15 protein-coding genes are annotated in these 15,625 nt (G+C 67.6%); 5 read left to right on the top strand and 10 right to left on the bottom strand.

The genetic code is table 11. The features are described from left to right. Positions 1-3: 3 nt before the first annotated feature. The 8 genes from N4G63_RS06650 to N4G63_RS06685 form a co-directional block, all read right to left on the bottom strand. Entirely contained in the window at positions 4-600 is a 597-nt protein-coding gene (locus N4G63_RS06650) for an HD domain-containing protein (protein ID WP_260785499.1), read from the bottom strand. Between the two features lie 64 nt (positions 601-664). Beyond that, on the bottom strand, positions 665-2,761 hold the full coding sequence (locus tag N4G63_RS06655) for a 3-hydroxyacyl-CoA dehydrogenase NAD-binding domain-containing protein (RefSeq protein ID WP_260785498.1): 2,097 nt from the start codon (positions 2,759-2,761) through the stop codon (positions 665-667). A 719-nt stretch (positions 2,762-3,480) separates the two neighbouring features. Beyond that, positions 3,481-4,176, bottom strand: coding sequence for an ABC transporter ATP-binding protein (locus N4G63_RS06660; protein WP_260785497.1), 696 nt, complete (start codon positions 4,174-4,176; stop codon positions 3,481-3,483). Positions 4,177-4,192: 16 nt separating this feature from the next. After that, positions 4,193-4,975: an ABC transporter ATP-binding protein gene (locus N4G63_RS06665; protein WP_314599491.1), complete on the bottom strand. Its 783-nt coding sequence runs from the start codon at positions 4,973-4,975 to the stop codon at positions 4,193-4,195. Continuing rightward, the gene (locus N4G63_RS06670) at positions 4,972-6,270 is read right to left on the bottom strand and encodes a branched-chain amino acid ABC transporter permease (protein ID WP_260785495.1); all 1,299 of its coding nucleotides are present in this window, start codon (positions 6,268-6,270) and stop codon (positions 4,972-4,974) included. The genes N4G63_RS06665 and N4G63_RS06670 overlap by 4 nt, the downstream gene beginning before the upstream one ends. A 14-nt stretch (positions 6,271-6,284) precedes the next feature. Then, positions 6,285-7,250, bottom strand: a complete 966-nt coding sequence (locus tag N4G63_RS06675) for a branched-chain amino acid ABC transporter permease (protein ID WP_443112040.1) — start codon at positions 7,248-7,250, stop codon at positions 6,285-6,287. A gap of 131 nt (positions 7,251-7,381) precedes the next feature. Beyond that, on the bottom strand, positions 7,382-8,572 hold the full coding sequence (locus N4G63_RS06680; protein WP_443112041.1) for a branched-chain amino acid ABC transporter substrate-binding protein: 1,191 nt from the start codon (positions 8,570-8,572) through the stop codon (positions 7,382-7,384). A gap of 243 nt (positions 8,573-8,815) precedes the next feature. Beyond that, complete coding sequence (locus N4G63_RS06685; RefSeq protein ID WP_314599493.1) at positions 8,816-10,465, bottom strand: 3-(methylthio)propionyl-CoA ligase; 1,650 nt, start codon at positions 10,463-10,465, stop codon at positions 8,816-8,818. A gap of 279 nt (positions 10,466-10,744) precedes the next feature. Between N4G63_RS06685 and msrB the strand changes: the two genes are divergently transcribed. The 4 genes from msrB to N4G63_RS06705 all read left to right on the top strand — a co-directional run bounded on the left by msrB (position 10,745) and on the right by N4G63_RS06705 (position 13,204). Continuing rightward, positions 10,745-11,200, top strand: a complete 456-nt coding sequence (gene msrB, locus N4G63_RS06690) for a peptide-methionine (R)-S-oxide reductase MsrB (RefSeq protein ID WP_260785492.1) — start codon at positions 10,745-10,747, stop codon at positions 11,198-11,200. A gap of 100 nt (positions 11,201-11,300) precedes the next feature. Then, the gene (locus N4G63_RS06695) at positions 11,301-11,942 is read left to right on the top strand and encodes a septation protein A (RefSeq protein WP_260785491.1); all 642 of its coding nucleotides are present in this window, start codon (positions 11,301-11,303) and stop codon (positions 11,940-11,942) included. 80 nt (positions 11,943-12,022) lie between these two features. Then, positions 12,023-12,295, top strand: coding sequence for a BolA family protein (locus N4G63_RS06700; protein WP_260785490.1), 273 nt, complete (start codon positions 12,023-12,025; stop codon positions 12,293-12,295). A gap of 99 nt (positions 12,296-12,394) precedes the next feature. Continuing rightward, positions 12,395-13,204 (top strand): peptidylprolyl isomerase, encoded by an 810-nt coding sequence (locus tag N4G63_RS06705; RefSeq protein WP_314599494.1) that lies wholly within the window; start codon positions 12,395-12,397, stop codon positions 13,202-13,204. Between the two features lie 185 nt (positions 13,205-13,389). On the opposite strand, the gene N4G63_RS06710 is transcribed toward N4G63_RS06705, so the two are convergent. Next, on the bottom strand, positions 13,390-14,250 hold the full coding sequence (locus N4G63_RS06710; RefSeq protein WP_314599495.1) for a peptidoglycan DD-metalloendopeptidase family protein: 861 nt from the start codon (positions 14,248-14,250) through the stop codon (positions 13,390-13,392). Beyond that, positions 14,247-14,930: an ABC transporter ATP-binding protein gene (locus N4G63_RS06715; protein ID WP_260785488.1), complete on the bottom strand. Its 684-nt coding sequence runs from the start codon at positions 14,928-14,930 to the stop codon at positions 14,247-14,249. The genes N4G63_RS06710 and N4G63_RS06715 overlap by 4 nt, the downstream gene beginning before the upstream one ends. Here N4G63_RS06715 and N4G63_RS06720 point away from each other — a divergent pair. Further along, entirely contained in the window at positions 14,917-15,618 is a 702-nt protein-coding gene (locus tag N4G63_RS06720; protein WP_443112012.1) for an arylesterase, read from the top strand. The genes N4G63_RS06715 and N4G63_RS06720 overlap by 14 nt on opposite strands. The last annotated feature ends 7 nt before the right edge of the window (positions 15,619-15,625 follow it).

Raw genomic sequence — 15,625 nt, forward strand, 5'->3', positions numbered from 1 at the left:
GGCTCAGGCCTGCGCGGCGTTCTGCGCCACGCTGGAGGCCTGGTAGACGCTGCGGCGCACCTGCGAGAACACGCGGCGCACCATGGGCTCGAACTCGCTGATCGGCAGCGGCTTGACCGCCGGATCGAACGCGGGGTTGTCGTACAGCGCGCAGAACTCTTCGGTGCGCGCAAAGTGCTCGTGGCCGCGAAACTGCTCGCGCAGGTTGCGGTCGAGCCCGATGTGGTGGAAGAAGTAGTAGCCCTGGAAGATGCCGTGGTTCTGCACCATCCAAAGGTTGGCCTCGCTGACAAAAGGCTTGAGGATGGCCGCCGCGATGTCGAAGTGGTTGAAGCAGCCCAGCGTGTCGCCGATGTCGTGCAACAGCGCGCAGACCACGTATTCCTCGTCGCGGCCATCGCGCAGTGCCAGCGTGGCGGTCTGCAGCGAGTGCTGGTAGCGGTCGATCGGGAAACCGCCGTAGTCGCCATCCAGCAGGGCCAGGTGCCTGAGCACACGGTCGGGCAACGCCTTGGCAAAGGCCGGAAACTCCGCGCCGATGGCCTGCCAGTCGGCAGCGGTGCTCTCGTCCATGCGGGTGAAGCTGGCGCGTGCGTTCATCGTGTGTCTCCTGGCTTGGCTGGCCTGTTGCGGGCGGCCCGGTGAGTCGGCGAGGCGCGGGGCCTCAGGTGAAGCTGGCGCCCTCGGCCACCTTGCGCGCCAGCAGCGGTGCCGGCTGCCAGAAGGCGGCGTCGTCGTTCGGGTTCTGCGCAAAACGCTTCATGGCCTGCGCCACGTTGAACAGACCCAGGCTGTCGGCATAGCACAGCGGCCCGCCGCGGAACAGCGGGAAGCCATAGCCGGTGAGGTAGACCATGTCGATGTCGCTGGCCTTGTTGGCAATGCCTTCCTCGAGGATGTGCGCGGCCTCGTTGACCAGCGCAAACACCAGGCGCTGCACGATCTCTTCATCGGAGATCCTGCGCGGCGTGATGCCCAGTTCGCTGCGGTGCGCGGCGATCATGTCCTCGACCAGCTGGCTGGGGATCGCATCGCGCTTGCCGGCCTGGTAGTCGTACCAGCCGGCACCAGTCTTCTGGCCGTAGCGGCCCAGTTCGCACAGCTTGTCGGCCGTGCGGCTGTACTTCATGGTGGCCTGCTCCACCGCGCGGCGCTTGCGGATGGCCCAGCCGATGTCGTTGCCGGCCAGATCACCCATGCGGAACGGGCCCATGGCAAAGCCGAACTTCTCGACGGCCTTGTCCACCTGGGCCGGCGTGGCACCTTCGTCCAGCAGAAAGCCGGCCTGGCGGCTGTACTGCTCGATCATGCGGTTGCCGATGAAGCCGTCGCACACGCCCGAGACCACGGCCGTCTTCTTGATCTTCTTGGCCACGGCCATCACGGTGGCCAGCACGTCCTTGCCGGTGGCCTTGCCGCGCACCACCTCCAGCAGCTTCATCACATTGGCCGGGCTGAAGAAGTGCATGCCCACCACGTCTTGCGGGCGCTTGGTGAACGAGGCGATCTTGTCGACGTCCAGCGTGCTGGTGTTGCTGGCCAGAATGGCGCCGGGCTTGGCCACCTCGTCCAGCGTCTTGAACACCGTTTCCTTGACGCCGATCTCCTCGAACACCGCCTCGATGATCAGGTCGGCGTCCTTCAGGTCGGCGTAGCTCAGCGTGGTGCTCAGCAGGGCCATGCGCTGCTCGTACTTGTCTTGCTTGAGCTTGCCCTTCTTGACCTGGGCCTCGTAGTTCTTGCGGATGGTGGCCACGCCGCGGTCGAGTGCGTCCTGCTTCATCTCGAGCATGGTGACGGGCACGCCGGCATTCAGGAAGTTCATCGTGATGCCGCCGCCCATGGTGCCGGCGCCGATCACACCCACCTTGGCTATGGCGCGCTGCGGCGTGCCCTCGGGCACATCGGGGATCTTGCTGGCGGCACGCTCGCCGAAGAAGGCATGGCGCAGGGCCTTGGCCTCGGGCGTGATCATCAAGCCCTTGAAGATGCGCAGCTCTTCGGCCAGGCCGTCATCGAGGCTGCGCGCCTTGAGCGAATAGGCCACCGCGTCCACGCAGCCCAGCGGCGCCGGAAAGTTCTTGGCCATGCCGGCCACCATGTTGCGCACGAACTTCACGTACGCCTCGGGGTTGGGGTGCTTGACCTTCAGATCGCGCACGCTGGGCAGCGGGCGCACGTCAGCCACCTTCAGCGCAAAGGCGATGGCGCCGGCCAGCAGGTCGCCGTCGATCATCTGGTCGATCAGCTTCTGGCCCGGCAGCGAAGCCAGCACCTCGCTGGGCACCGGGTCGCCCTTGACGATCATGTTCATGGCCGTCTCGACGCCCAGCACGCGCGGCAGGCGCTGCGTGCCGCCGGCACCGGGGATCAGGCCGATCTTGACCTCGGGCAGCGCGATGGCGGCGCCGGGCGCAGCCACGCGGTAGTGGCAGCCGAGTGCCAGCTCCAGCCCGCCGCCCATGCACACGGTGTGGATGGCGGCCACGATGGGCTTGCCGCTGCCTTCGGCCAGCTTGATCAGCGACAGCAGGTTGGGCTCGGCGGTGGCGCGGGGCGAATCGAATTCGCGGATGTCGGCGCCGCCCGAGAAGGCCTTGCCGGCGCCGGTGAGCACGATGGCCTTGACGGCGGCATCCCCATTGGCGCGCTCGATGCCATCGGCGATGGCACGCCGCGTGTCGTAGCCCAGGCCGTTGACCGGCGGGTTGTTCAGCGTGATGACGGCCACACCGTCGCGGTTTTCGTAGCTGGCGCTCATGGCATTCCTCGCGGGTTCAGGAAATGGGTGCTTTTCAAAAAAGCACGATCGTTCGATTCTAGGCACGGCTTGCATAGCATCTGTCCCTGGCGAGACAACGGCAAGGGTTCTTTTTGGGTTCTGGGATAAACCCTGAATTTCATCGATTGCTATTGCCTGATATGAGCGTGCAACTTGGCGAATTGCTCGATGACTTCGCTTGCGTGCTTGGGTGCAAGGCCAAAGCCACCGGGTGACTGGCTGACTCCGTGTCCCCCGGGCCTACGGCCCTCCTCCTTTACCTGCGTCAGCCAGTCACCCGTCGTCTTCGGCCCGAGGCACCTGCCTGGGCGACGAAATACCCGCGTGCCTCGGTATGTGAGGGCCGAGGGGCGCATGGGCCTGCGGTGGCGTGAATCTGCGCCGCCGAGCAGCGCAGGTTGGGCGGCGGTGCGCCGCAGGCGCACATCGTGAACTGACTTGCGGCGCTTGTCCGACCACAGCGAGCGCCAGCGAGCGGAGGGAGTTGCGCCGCACAAGCCGCCCGGCCGAGCAGCGCAGGGAAGCCTGCCGCGCAGCGGCAGGCCAAGCAGTTGACGCCACCGCAGGCCCATGCGCCCCTCGGCCTGCTCGGTCCCCGCAAGCCAAAACCAGGCCGAAGCCAAGAAGACACCCACAAGACACCCAGAAGCCACCCAGAAGCCACCCAGAAGGGGCCCAGGAAACGCCAGGCAGAACGCTCAGACCTCCAGCCACTCCTTGCGGATGTCGGAATTGGCCTTCAACTGCACCGGCGTGCCCTCGAACACGATCTGGCCATGGCCCATCACCAGGCAGCGCTGCGACACCTCGAGCGCGATGGTGAGCTTTTGCTCCACCAGCAGCACGGCGATGCCGCGGCGCTTCAACTCGCGCAGGTACTCGGCCACCAGCTCCACGATCTTGGGTGCCAGGCCCTCGGTGGGCTCGTCGATCATGATCAGGTCGGGGTCGCCCATCAGCGTGCGGCACAGCGTGAGCATCTGCTGCTCGCCGCCCGAGAGCACGCCGGCCTCGGTGTGCTGGCGCTCCTTGAGCCGCGGAAACATGGTGTACATGTCGTCGAAGGACCAGCGCGGGTCCTTCTTGCCGCGCTTCTCGCCCAGCATCAGGTTCTGGTGCACCGTGAGCTTGGGAAAGATGTCGCGGTTTTCGGGCACATAGCCCAGGCCCAGGTGGGCGATCTCGAAGGCCGGCTTGCCCACCAGCGGCGTGCCGTTCCAGCTGACCGCGCCAGTGGCCTGCACCAGGCCCATGATGGCCTTGACCGTGGTGCTGCGGCCCGAACCGTTGCGGCCCAGCAGGGCCACGATCTCGCCGGGCTGCACATCGAAGGTGACGCCATGCAGCACATGGCTCTTGCCGTAATAGGCGTGGAGTTCTCGCAATGACAGCATGTGGGTCGTCTCGTCGTCAGTGGCCGGCGGCTTGCTGATCGGCCAGCACCGAGCCCAGATAGGCCTCCTGCACGCGGGCATTGGCGCGCACGGCGTCGGGCGTGTCGAAGGCGATCACCTCGCCATACACCAGCACGGCAATCTTGTCGGCCAGGCCGAACACCACGCCCATGTCGTGCTCCACGGTGAGCAGGGTCTTGCCCTTCGTCACGTCGCGGATCAGCTCGATGAAGCGGCTGGTCTCGCTCTTGCTCATGCCGGCGGTGGGCTCGTCGAGCAGCACCACCTCGGCACCGCCGGCGATGGTGATGCCGATCTCGAGCGCGCGCTGCTCGGCATAGGTGAGGTTCATCGCCAACGTGTCGCGGCGGCGCTCGAGGTTCAGCATGGCCAGCAACTGCTCGGTGCGCGCGTTCACATCGTCCAGCCGCGACAGGAACCGCCAGAACGCGTAGCGGTGGCCCATGCTCCACAACACGGCGCAGCGCAGGTTCTCGAACACCGACAGCCGCACGAACAGGTTGCTCACCTGAAAGCTGCGGGCCAGGCCGCGGCGGTTGATCTCGTAGGGCGTGAGCCCGAGGATGCTCTGGCCGTTGAGGCGGATGTCGCCGCTGCTGGCACCGAAGCGGCCGCTGATCAGGTTGAACAGCGTGCTCTTGCCCGCGCCGTTGGGGCCGATGATGGCCACGCGCTCGCCGGGCCGCACCTGCAGCTGCGCGCCGCGGATGATCTCGGTCTTGCCGAACCGCTTGTGCAGGTCCAGCAGCTCGACTGCAAATTCAGATCGGCCGCTCATGCCCGGCCCTCCCGTTGCTGGATGCTGTGTTCGATCTCGGACTGGATCGCGCCCCAGGTGCGCGCAAAGCCGCGCCGCCGCCATTCAAACAGGCCACCGCCCACCACCATCAGCGCCAGAGCGCCCGCCCAGCTGGCCACCGTGCCGGCATCCAGCGCCACGCCCAGGAACTTCATCGTCGGGCCCAGCGCGGCATTGAGCTGCAGGTGGTAGAGCATCTCGATCATTGCGGCCATGCCGGCCAGCGCCAACAGGCCGGTGATGCCCAGAACAAGGTAGTGCCCCAGCACCCGCTTGAGCTTGCCAAACGCGGCCACCCGCACGTTCATCATGATCAGGCTGGCCAGGCCGCCGGGGGCATACATCACCATCAGCAGGAACACCAGGCCGAGGTACAGCAGCCAGGCCTTGGTCAGCTCAGACAGCAGAACCAGCGCGATCACCATCAGCACCGCGCCCAGGATGGGCCCGAAGAAGAAGGTGGCACCGCCCAGAAACACGAACAGCAGGTAGGCCCCCGAGCGCGCCGCGCCCACCACCTCGGCGGTGACGATCTCGAAGTTCAGCGCGCCCAGGCCGCCGGCCACGCCCGAGAAGAAGCCCGAGATCATGAAGGCCAAAAAGCGCACCATCTGCGTGTCGTAGCCGATGAACTCCACCCGCTCGGGGTTGTCGCGCACGGCGTTGAGGATGCGGCCCAGCGGCGTGCGGGTCATCGCGTACATCAGCGCGGTGCTGATGAAGCAGTACACCGCGATCAGGTAGTACACCTGGATCTGCGGGCCGAAGCTGATGCCCATCACCGGCTTGCCGACCACGCGGTTGCCGCTGATGCCGCCCTCGCCGCCGAAGAACTCGGGAATCATCAGCGACATCGACCACACCAGCTCGCCCACGCCCATGGTGATCATGGCGAAGGTGGTGCCGCTCTTCTTGGTGGTCACCCAGCCGAGCAGCGCCGCGAACAGCATGCCCGACAGGCCGCCCACCACCGGCAGCAGCGACACCGGGATGTTCAGCGTGCCGGCCGACACGAGGTTGAGCGTGTGGATGGTCAGGAACGAGCCGAGGCCGCTGTACACCGCGTGGCCGAAGCTGAGCATGCCGCCCTGGCCCAGCAGCATGTTGTAGGCCAGGCAGGCGATGATGGCGATGCCGATCTGGCTGAGCATGGTCTGCGCGAAGCTGCTCGTCCAGAACAGCGGCGCCACGGCCAGGATCAGGGCAAAACCACCCCAGACGGCCAGCGTGCCGCCCCAGGGGTTGGGTCGGTAACTCAGGGTTGGAAGACTCATGGGAATTCGCTCGCTCAGCTCTCGCGGGTGCCCAGCAGGCCCTTGGGTCGGAAGATCAGCATCAGCACCAGCAGCAGGTAGGGCAGGATCGGCGCGGCCTGGGCCAGCGTGATGCGCAGCAGCGGCCAGCCCGGCGTGCCGTCACCCACCGTGCCGGCACCGGCCAGGCGGTTGATGGCATCGGCGATGCTGGCATCCACGGTGAGCGGCAGGGTCTGCAGCAGGCCGATCAGCAGCGAGGCCACGAAGGCCCCAGCCAGCGAGCCCATGCCGCCCACCACCACCACCACGAAGATGATCGAGCCCACCACCGCGGCCATGGCCGGCTCGGTGACGAAGGTGATGCCGCCGATCACGCCGGCCAGGCCGGCCAGTGCGCAACCGCTGCCAAACACCAGCATGAACACCCGCGGCACGTTGTGGCCCAGCGACTCCACCGCCTCGGGGTGGGTCAGCGCGGCCTGGATCACCAGCCCGATGCGGGTGCGGGTGAGCAGCAGCCACAGCGACACCAGCATGGCCAGCGCCACCACCATCATGAAGGCGCGGGTCATCGGAAAGCGCGAGCACTGCGCGCCCTGGCACAGCGCCTCGCTGGCCGCGCCCCACACCATCGAGAAACCGCTGCTGGGCGACTGCACGATGGTGAAGGCCGGGCCCTGCAGCAGCTCGGGCGGCGAGAACGGCACCGGCGTGCGGCCCCAGATCAGCTGCACCAGCTCGAGCACCACATAGCTCAGGCCGAAGGTGATCAGCAGCTCGGGCACATGGCCGAACTTGTGCACCCGGCGCAGGGCGGTGGTCTCGAACAAGGCCCCCAGAGCCCCCACCGCCAGCGGCGCCACCAGCAGCGCCAGCCAGAAACCCAGCACGCCGGTGAGCGTGTAGGCGATGTAGGCCCCCACCATGTAGAAGCTGGCATGGGCGAAATTCAGCACGCCCATCATGCTGAAGATCAGCGTGAGGCCCGAGCTGAGCATGAACAGCAGCAGCCCGGAGCTGACGCCGTTGAGTACGTTGATGAGGATCTGGTCCACGGTGGGGCTGGCCTTGATGTGAAAACGGCCCGGCGGAGGTGGCTCCGGCGGGCCGGCGACTCAGGCGTTGGGGTTTACGGACGCTTCATCTGGCAGCTCGTCGGCGTCGACGCGACGTACGCGTCGTAGGCCTTCACCGGCTGGAAGCCGTAGCCGGTGTTCTCCACCGAGTACGGGTGCTTGGCATCGGCCTTCTTCCACACCGTGATGAACAGGCCCTGCTGCAGCTGGTGGTCGGACTTGCGCATCTCGACCTCGCCGTTGAAGCTCTTGAACTTCAGGCCTTCCATCGTGGCAGCCACCTTGGCCGGGTCGGTGGTCTTGGCCTGGGCCATGGCCGAGCTCAGCAGGTTGAAGGCGTGGTGCACCGCCAGCGTGTAGTAGTCGTCGTTGAACTTGGCCTTGAAGTCGGCGCCGGCCTTCGACACCTCGCCCGGCATGTTGCTGTGGGCATAGGCCACCGCATACACGCGGCCGGCGGCGGCGGCACCCAGCGCCGTGGGCGTGCCGGTGACACCGGCGTAGTAGGTCAGGAACTTGACGTTAAGGCCGGCATCGGCCGCGGCCTTGACCAGCAGCGTCAGGTCGGAACCCCAGTTGCCGGTGAGCACCGTGTCGGCACCCGAGGCCTTGATCTTGGCCACATAGGGTGCGAAGTCGCGCACCGAGGCCAGCGGGTGCAGCTCGTCGCCCACCACCTGGATGTCGGGCCGCTTGCGTGCCAGGTTCTCCTTGGCGAACTTGCTCACCTGCTGGCCGTGGGCGTAGTTCTGGTTGAACAGGTAGACCTTCTTGACGTCGGCCTGATCCTTCAGCCAGGTGGTCAGCGCCTCCATCTTCATCGAGGTGTCGGCGTCGAGGCGGAAGTGCCAGTAGCTGCACTTGCTGTTGGTCAGGTCAGGATCGACGGCGGCGTAGTTCAGGTACACCACCTCCTTGCCCGGGTTGCGCTCGTTGTGCTTGGACACCGCATCGATGATGGCCAGCGCCGCGCCCGAGCCGTTGCCCTGCACGATGTAGCGCACACCCTGGTCGATCAGGCTCTTGACCGCGGTGGTGCTCTCTTGCGGGCTGAGCTTGTTGTCGATGGGCACCATCTCGAACTTCACGCCGGCCGCGTTGTTCTTGTTGAACTGCTCGGCCATGAACTGGAAGCTCTTGATCTGGTTGGTGCCCACGGGCGCCATCAGGCCCGACATCGGGTCGACCCAGCCGATCTTCACGGTCTCGCCCTTCTGGGCATGGGCGGCCACCGCGCCGAGCATCAGGGCGGTGGTGGCCGAAAGGCTGATCAGGGTCTTGGCAAAGCTCATTCGTGTCTCCTAACGATGTTGCGCTGCAAGCGGCGGCGAGAAGGTAACGGATGGCATGCAGCTCGGGCCTCGGGGACTACCCGAGCGCCTTGTCGCGCTCGGGACAAAAACATACCCAAGCCTCGAAGAATATTCCGCAAAACGAAAAAGCCACCCGCGGAGGGGTGGCTTTTCATAGGTAAAGCAGGGTTTCCGTCAAGCGGACGGCAAGCTGTGATTCTTGAACTGCTCGCGCAATTTCAGCTTCTGGATCTTGCCGGTGGCGGTGTGCGGGATCTCGCTGACGAAGACCACGTCGTCGGGGATCTGCCACTTGGCGATGCGACCTTCGAAGAAGCCCAGAAGTTCCTCGCGGGTGAGGCTCTGGCCCGGCTTGGTCATCACCACCAGCAGCGGGCGTTCGTCCCACTTGGGGTGGCGCGCGGCAATGGCGGCGGCCTCGTGCACCGCCGGGTGGGCCATCGCGATGTTCTCGAGATCGATCGAGCTGATCCACTCGCCGCCCGACTTGATCACGTCCTTGCTGCGGTCGGTGATCTGCATGAAGCCGTCGGCATCGATGGTGGCCACGTCACCGGTGGGAAACCAGCCCTCTTCGCCGTTCACCGTGACCAGCGGCGACTCGGGCTTGCCGAAGTAGCGGTCGATCACCCACGCGCCGCGCACCACCAGGTTGCCCGCGGCCTGGCCGTTCCAGGGCAGCGCCCGGCCATCGTCGTCGATGATGGCCATGTCGATGCCGTAGATCACGCGACCCTGCTTCTCCAGCAGGCGCTGCTGGGCCTCGGGCGGCAGCTCGAGGTGCTTGGCCTTGAGCTTGCTGAGCGTGCCCAGCGGCGACAGCTCGGTCATGCCCCAGGCGTGGATCACCTCGACACCATGCTCTTGCTGGAAGGCCTTCATCATGGCCGGCGGGCAGGCCGAGCCACCGATCACGGTGCGCCGGAAGGTGCTGAACTTCAGCTTGTTGTTCTGCACATGGGTCAGCAGGCCCAGCCACACCGTGGGCACGCCGGCCGAGAAGGTGACCTTCTCGCTCTCGAACAGCTCGTAGACGCTCTTGCCATCGAGGTGCGGGCCCGGAAACACCAGCTTGCAGCCCACCAGCGCGGCCGAGTACGGCAGACCCCAGGCATTGACGTGGAACATCGGCACCACCGGCAGCACCACGTCCGAGGCACTGCAGTCCATCGCGTCGGGCAGCGCCGCGCCGTAGGCATGCAGCACGCTCGAGCGGTGGCTGTACACCGCGCCCTTGGGGTGGCCGGTGGTGCCCGAGGTGTAGCAGATGCTCGACGCGGTGTTCTCGTCGAAGCTTGGCCACACATAGTCACCGTTCTCGGCCGCCACCAGGTCTTCATAGCACAGCAGATTGGCAATGCCGCTGCTGGCCGGCATGTGGGCGCGGTCGGTCATCAGCACGAAGTGCTTCACCGTGGTCAGCTGCGCGGCAAGCTTTTCCACCAGCGGCAGAAAGGTCAGGTCGAAGCACAGTACCTTGTCTTCGGCATCGTTGGCGATCCACACGATCTGCTCGGGAAACAGACGCGGGTTGATCGTGTGGCACACCAGCTGCGAGCCCGAGCTGCCGTAGTAGATCTCCACATGGCGGTAGCCGTTCCAGGCCAGCGTGCCGATGCGGTCACCGGCCGTGCAGCCCAGGCGTGCAAAGGCCTGGGCCAGCTGGCGCGAGCGCAACTCCACCTCGCCCCAGGTGCTGCGGTGCATGTCGCCCTCGACCCGCTTGGACACGATCTCGGTGTCGGCCGCATGGCGCGCGGCATGGCGGATCAAGCTCGAGATCAGCAGGGGCATCTGCATCATCTGGCCCATCAAGGCAGGCATCGGGTTCTCCTTGGGTCTTGGCAAACAGGGGGGGCTAAGAAACGGCGGCTGGCCCGGCGGCGCTGCCGCGGTGGCCATGGGGCGCGCACGCTATCCGGGCGCGGGCAAACCCCTGGTCGCTGATGCGACAGCAGGGCCTGCCTACACTGCCGGCAGGCGCAGCGTTGCCGCCACGATTGTGCGCCGCAGGCCTGCGCCCGATGGCGTCGGCCCGGCGCCTGCGCCCTGTTCTGCCCCAGCCTCACCGCCACCGCCACCGCCACCGCACACCACCCCGCCATGAACCCCTTCAGCAAGCCCGGTTCCAAGCCCCCCGCCCCGCATGCGCACGACGATGACCGCTACCCGGTGCGCAAGACCGAGGCCGAATGGCGCGCCCAGCTCGACCCGATGCAGTTCGAGGTGGCCCGCCACGCCGCCACCGAGAGGGCCTTTACCGGCCGCTTCTGGGACCACTGGGCCGATGGCGTGTACCGCTGCGTGGGCTGCGCCACGCCGCTGTTCCGCTCGGGCGAGAAGTTCGACGCCGGTTGCGGCTGGCCCAGCTGGTGGCAGGAGATCGAGCCCGGCCGCGTGGAGCGCCTGGTCGACGCCAGCCACGGCATGCTGCGCGTTGAAGTGCGCTGCGCCGCCTGCGGCTCGCACCTGGGCCATGTGTTCGAGGACGGCCCGGCGCCCACCGGCGAGCGCTACTGCATCAACTCGGCGTCGATCGATTTCACGCCCAAAGCCTGACTTCGGTCACGCCCTGGCCGCCAACAGGGCGCGCCAGACACTGCAAGCCAGGGATGAGGGGGGGCCGGCCGTCATGGCCGGCCGCTACACTCGCCGCCGCATGAAACTGCTTCTGGACTTTCTGCCGATCCTGCTGTTTTTCGGTACCTTCAAGTACGCCGAGAACCACAGGGAATGGGCCGCCGCCCTCGCCTCGCAACACTTCGGCTGGATGGTGGCCGGCGGCAGCGTCGGCCCCGCTGAGGCGCCGGTGATGCTGGCCACGCTGGTGGTCATTGCGGCCTCGCTGGCCCAGGTGGCCTGGCTCAAGCTCAGCGGCCGCAAGGTCGACCTGATGCTGTGGATCAGCCTGAGCCTGGTGGTGGTGCTGGGCGGGCTGACCGTGTGGCTCAAGAGCGAGACCTTCATCAAGTGGAAGCCCACCGGCCTGTACTGGGCCATGGCGCTGTCCTTCCTGGTGAGCCAATGGCTGTTTGGTCGCAACCTGCTCAAGCTGATGCTGGGCGAGCAGATCCAGCTGCCCGACGCCGTGTGGCAGAGATTGTCGTGGGCCTGGGTCGGCTTCTTCACCGGCATGGGCGTGCTCAACCTGTGGGTGGCCTACCATTTCAGCACCGACGCCTGGGTCAACTTCAAGCTGTTCGGCGGCATCGGGCTGATGCTGGTGTTCACCCTGGCACAGGGCCTGTACATCGGCCGGTACCTGCCCGACGAGCCAGCGGCCGACGACAAGGCGTCATGAGCGTTTGCGCACGGCCGCTCCGAGGCCGGCGCGTTTCTCCCTGCCGGGAGCCGGTCACGCCCTGACCAGAGGATCAAGCCTTGAACGCCGTACAAGCCAGCCAGATCGAATCCGCGGTGCGCGCCGCCATCCAGCCGATCGCGTTGCTGGAGGTCATCAACGAAAGCCACCTGCACGCCGGCCACCATGGCGCGGGCGAAGGCTCGCACTGGCGGGTGCGCCTGGTCAGCGAGCGCCTGGCCGGTCTGACGCCCGTGGCGAGACACCGCCTTGTGTATGATGCCCTGCGTCCGCTGCTGGCCCAGGGCATCCACGCGCTCGCCATCGATGCGCGTGCGCCAAGCCCGGCCTGAGTGCTAGGCACGGCAGCGGCCACACTCCCACTCTCCCTCCGTTCCCGTCAGGGCCGCCAAGCCGGTGCGCCCGTCTCCCCCGAGAAGGTTTGTCTGCCCATGATCCGCAAGAGCTTTGCTGCCCGTGCCACCGCGGTGGCCGTGACTTCCGCCCTGCTGCTGCCGCTGGCGTCGCTGGCGCAGAACATCGCCATCGTCAACGGCAAGGCCGTGCCCAAGGCGCGCCTGGACACCCTGCTCGACCAGGCCAAGCGCGCCGGCCAGGAAGTGACGCCCGAGATCCAGGCCCGTGCCAAGGACGAGGTGGTGCGCCGCGAGATCTTTGCGCAGGAGGCTGAGCGCCGCGGCGTGAGCCAGAACGCCGAGTACAAGGCGCAGATGGAACTGGCCCGCCAGAGCATCCTGATCCGCGAGCTGTTCGAGGACTACAAGAAGAAGAACCCGGTCACCGACGCCGAGGCCAAGGCCGAGTACGAGAAGTTCAAGGCCCAGAACACCGGCACCGAGTACCGCGCCCGCCACATCCTGGTGGAGCAGGAAGAGGAAGCCAAGGCCCTGATCGCGCAGATCAAGGGTGGCGGCAGCTTTGAGGAGCTGGCCAAGGCCAAGAGCAAGGATCCGGGCTCCGGCCAGAACGGCGGCGACCTCGACTTTGCCAAGCCCGAGAGCTATGTGCCCGAGTTCGGCAAGGCCATGTCGGGCCTGAAGAAGGGTGAGATGACCGAGACGCCGGTGAAGACCCAGTTCGGCTGGCACATCATCCGCCTGGAAGACACCCGCCAGGCGCAATTTCCCGAGTTCGACGCGGTGAAGGCCCAGATCCAGCAGCACCTGGCCCAGCAGAAGCTGGTCAAGTTCCAGCAGGACCTGAGCAAGGGCGCGAAGACCGACTACAAGTTCGCGCAGTAAGGGGAGCCCCCGGCTGCGGGGTACCGCAGCCGACCCCCGAGGGGTGGGCGAGGCCGCTTGGGAGCGGCCCGGCGCTGGCCTCGCTTCGCTTCGACAGGTGCTGAGCCCCTGGCTGCGGGTTGCCGCGGCAGCCCCCCGAGGTGTGGGCAACAACCCTCTTCACGGGCGCCTTCGGGCGCCCGTTGTCATTGGCGCGGCGGGTCGTTGGCTGCGTCGGCCAGAAACAGTGCCGGGTCGACCATGGCCTGGTTCAGGCACACGCCCCAGTGCAGGTGCGGGCCGGTGACGCGGCCGGTGGCGCCCACCTTGGCCACCGGCGCGCCGGCAGGCACCACATCGCCGGGTTGCACGTCGATGGCGCTCAGATGGCACAGCAGGCTCAGCAGGCCGGCGCCATGGTCCAGCCACACCGCGTGGCCGGAAAAGAAGTAGTCGCCGGTGTCGATCACCCGGCCGGCCAGTGGCGCCAGCACCGGCGTGCCGGTGGCCGCGGCGATGTCCATGCCGCTGTGCGGCGAGCGCGGCTGGCCGTTGAAGATGCGCCGCAGGCCAAAGGAGCTGGAGCGCGGGCCGGGCGTGGGCACCCGCATGCGCAGCGTGGCCGGCGCCGGCTCGCTGAACTGCGCGATCAGGCCTGCGATGTGCTCGCGCTCGCGCTGGGCGCGGGCCGCGTTCTCGGGCGACAGGTCGACCTGCCCCGGTGCCACCTTCAGGCGCTGCTCGGCATAACGGTGTGGCTGCACGTCCAGCGTGCGCTGCTGCTCGGTGCCCGAGCCCGGCATCTGCACACGCACCCGCACGGCGCCGGGCGTCTGCTTGAGGGCCAGGCCCACCAGCGCGGTCCAGCCGGCGGGGCTGCCGGTCACCAGCAGCGGCGCGTCGTCAAGCCAGGCGCGCGGGCGGGCCGCATCGGGCCCCAGCGCCAGCCGCGCCACGCCGCCGGGCGCCACGCGCTCGCGCGGCAGGTCGCCCGGGGCCGGGGCGGCCGGCGCCCGGCCCGCTGCCAGCAGGCCCGGTGCCGCCAGCAGCACCGTGCGGCGCCTCACGCCGGGGTGTCCTCGCGCAGGCGGCCGGCCTCGATGTGCAGCTGCCGGTCGCAGCGCGCGGCAATGCCGCGGTCGTGGGTGACCAGCACCAGGGTCGTGCCCGACTCACGGTTCATCTCGAACATCAGCTGCATCACCGTTTCGCCGGTGGCGTGGTCGAGACTGCCGGTGGGCTCGTCGGCCAGCAGCACGGCCGGCTCCACCACGAAGGCACGCGCCAGCGCCACGCGCTGCTGCTCGCCGCCCGACAGCGTGCGCGGGTAGTGGCGCAGGCGCTCGCCCAGGCCCACGCGGCGCAGCATCTCGGTGGCGCGGGCGCGGGCATCGGCACGGCCCAGCAGCTCCAGCGGCAGCATCACGTTCTCCAGCGTGCTCAGGTGCGCCAGCAGCTGGAAGCTCTGGAACACGAAGCCCAGCTGCTGCGCGCGCAGCGCCGCGCGGGCATCTTCATCGAGCGCAAAGATGTCGGTGCCGGCAATGCGCACCGTGCCGCTGCTGGGCCGGTCCAGCCCCGCGATGATGGCCAGCAAGGTGCTCTTGCCCGAGCCCGACGCGCCGACGATGGCGGTTGAACCTCGGCTGGCAATCCTCACATCGATGTCATGGAGAATGGTCAGCGTGCCGGTTGAATCAGACACCGCGCGGGTGACGTGCTCGACAGAGATGATGGGATCGCTCATGGATGGTGTGAAGCCGCGGCGTGGCACGTCGCGTCGAAAGCTGCTGGCGCACTGTAGCGCGCTGCTGTTGCCCCTGCTGTGGCAGCCGGTGCTGGCCGCGCCGGCCGTCCAGGCCGGCGGCAAGGGCGCAGCGCGCACCGTGCTGATCGTGGGCGACAGCCTGTCGGCCGAGTACGGCCTGGCCCGCGGCAGCGGCTGGGTGGCCTTGCTCGAGAAGCGCCTGGCCGACGAGAAGCTGGCGGCCACGGTGGTCAATGCCAGCATCAGCGGCGACACCAGCTCGGGCGGCCGCTCGCGCCTGGCGGCGCTGCTGGCCCAGCACAAGCCCACGCATGTGGTGATCGAGCTGGGCGGCAACGATGCGCTGCGCGGCCTGCCGCTGGACATGACGCGACAAAACCTGCAGGCCATGACCCAGGCTGCGCAAGCGGCCGGCGCCAAGGTGCTGCTGGTGGGCATGCAGGTGCCGCCCAACTACGGCGCGCGCTACGGGCAGGACTTTGCCGCGCTGTTTGCCGGCGTGGCCCAGGCCCAGGGCGCGGCCCTGGTGCCGTTCTTGCTGGCCGGGGTGGCCGACGGGCCGCAGGCCGAACGCCTGTTCCAGCCCGACCGCATCCATCCGCTGGCCGCGGCCCACCCGACCATGCTGGCCAATGTGTGGAAGGTGATGAAGCCCTGGCTGCGCTGAGCGCAGC

Source organism: Aquabacterium sp. OR-4 (assembly GCF_025290835.2).
Taxonomy (GTDB): Bacteria; Pseudomonadota; Gammaproteobacteria; order Burkholderiales; family Burkholderiaceae_C; genus Pseudaquabacterium.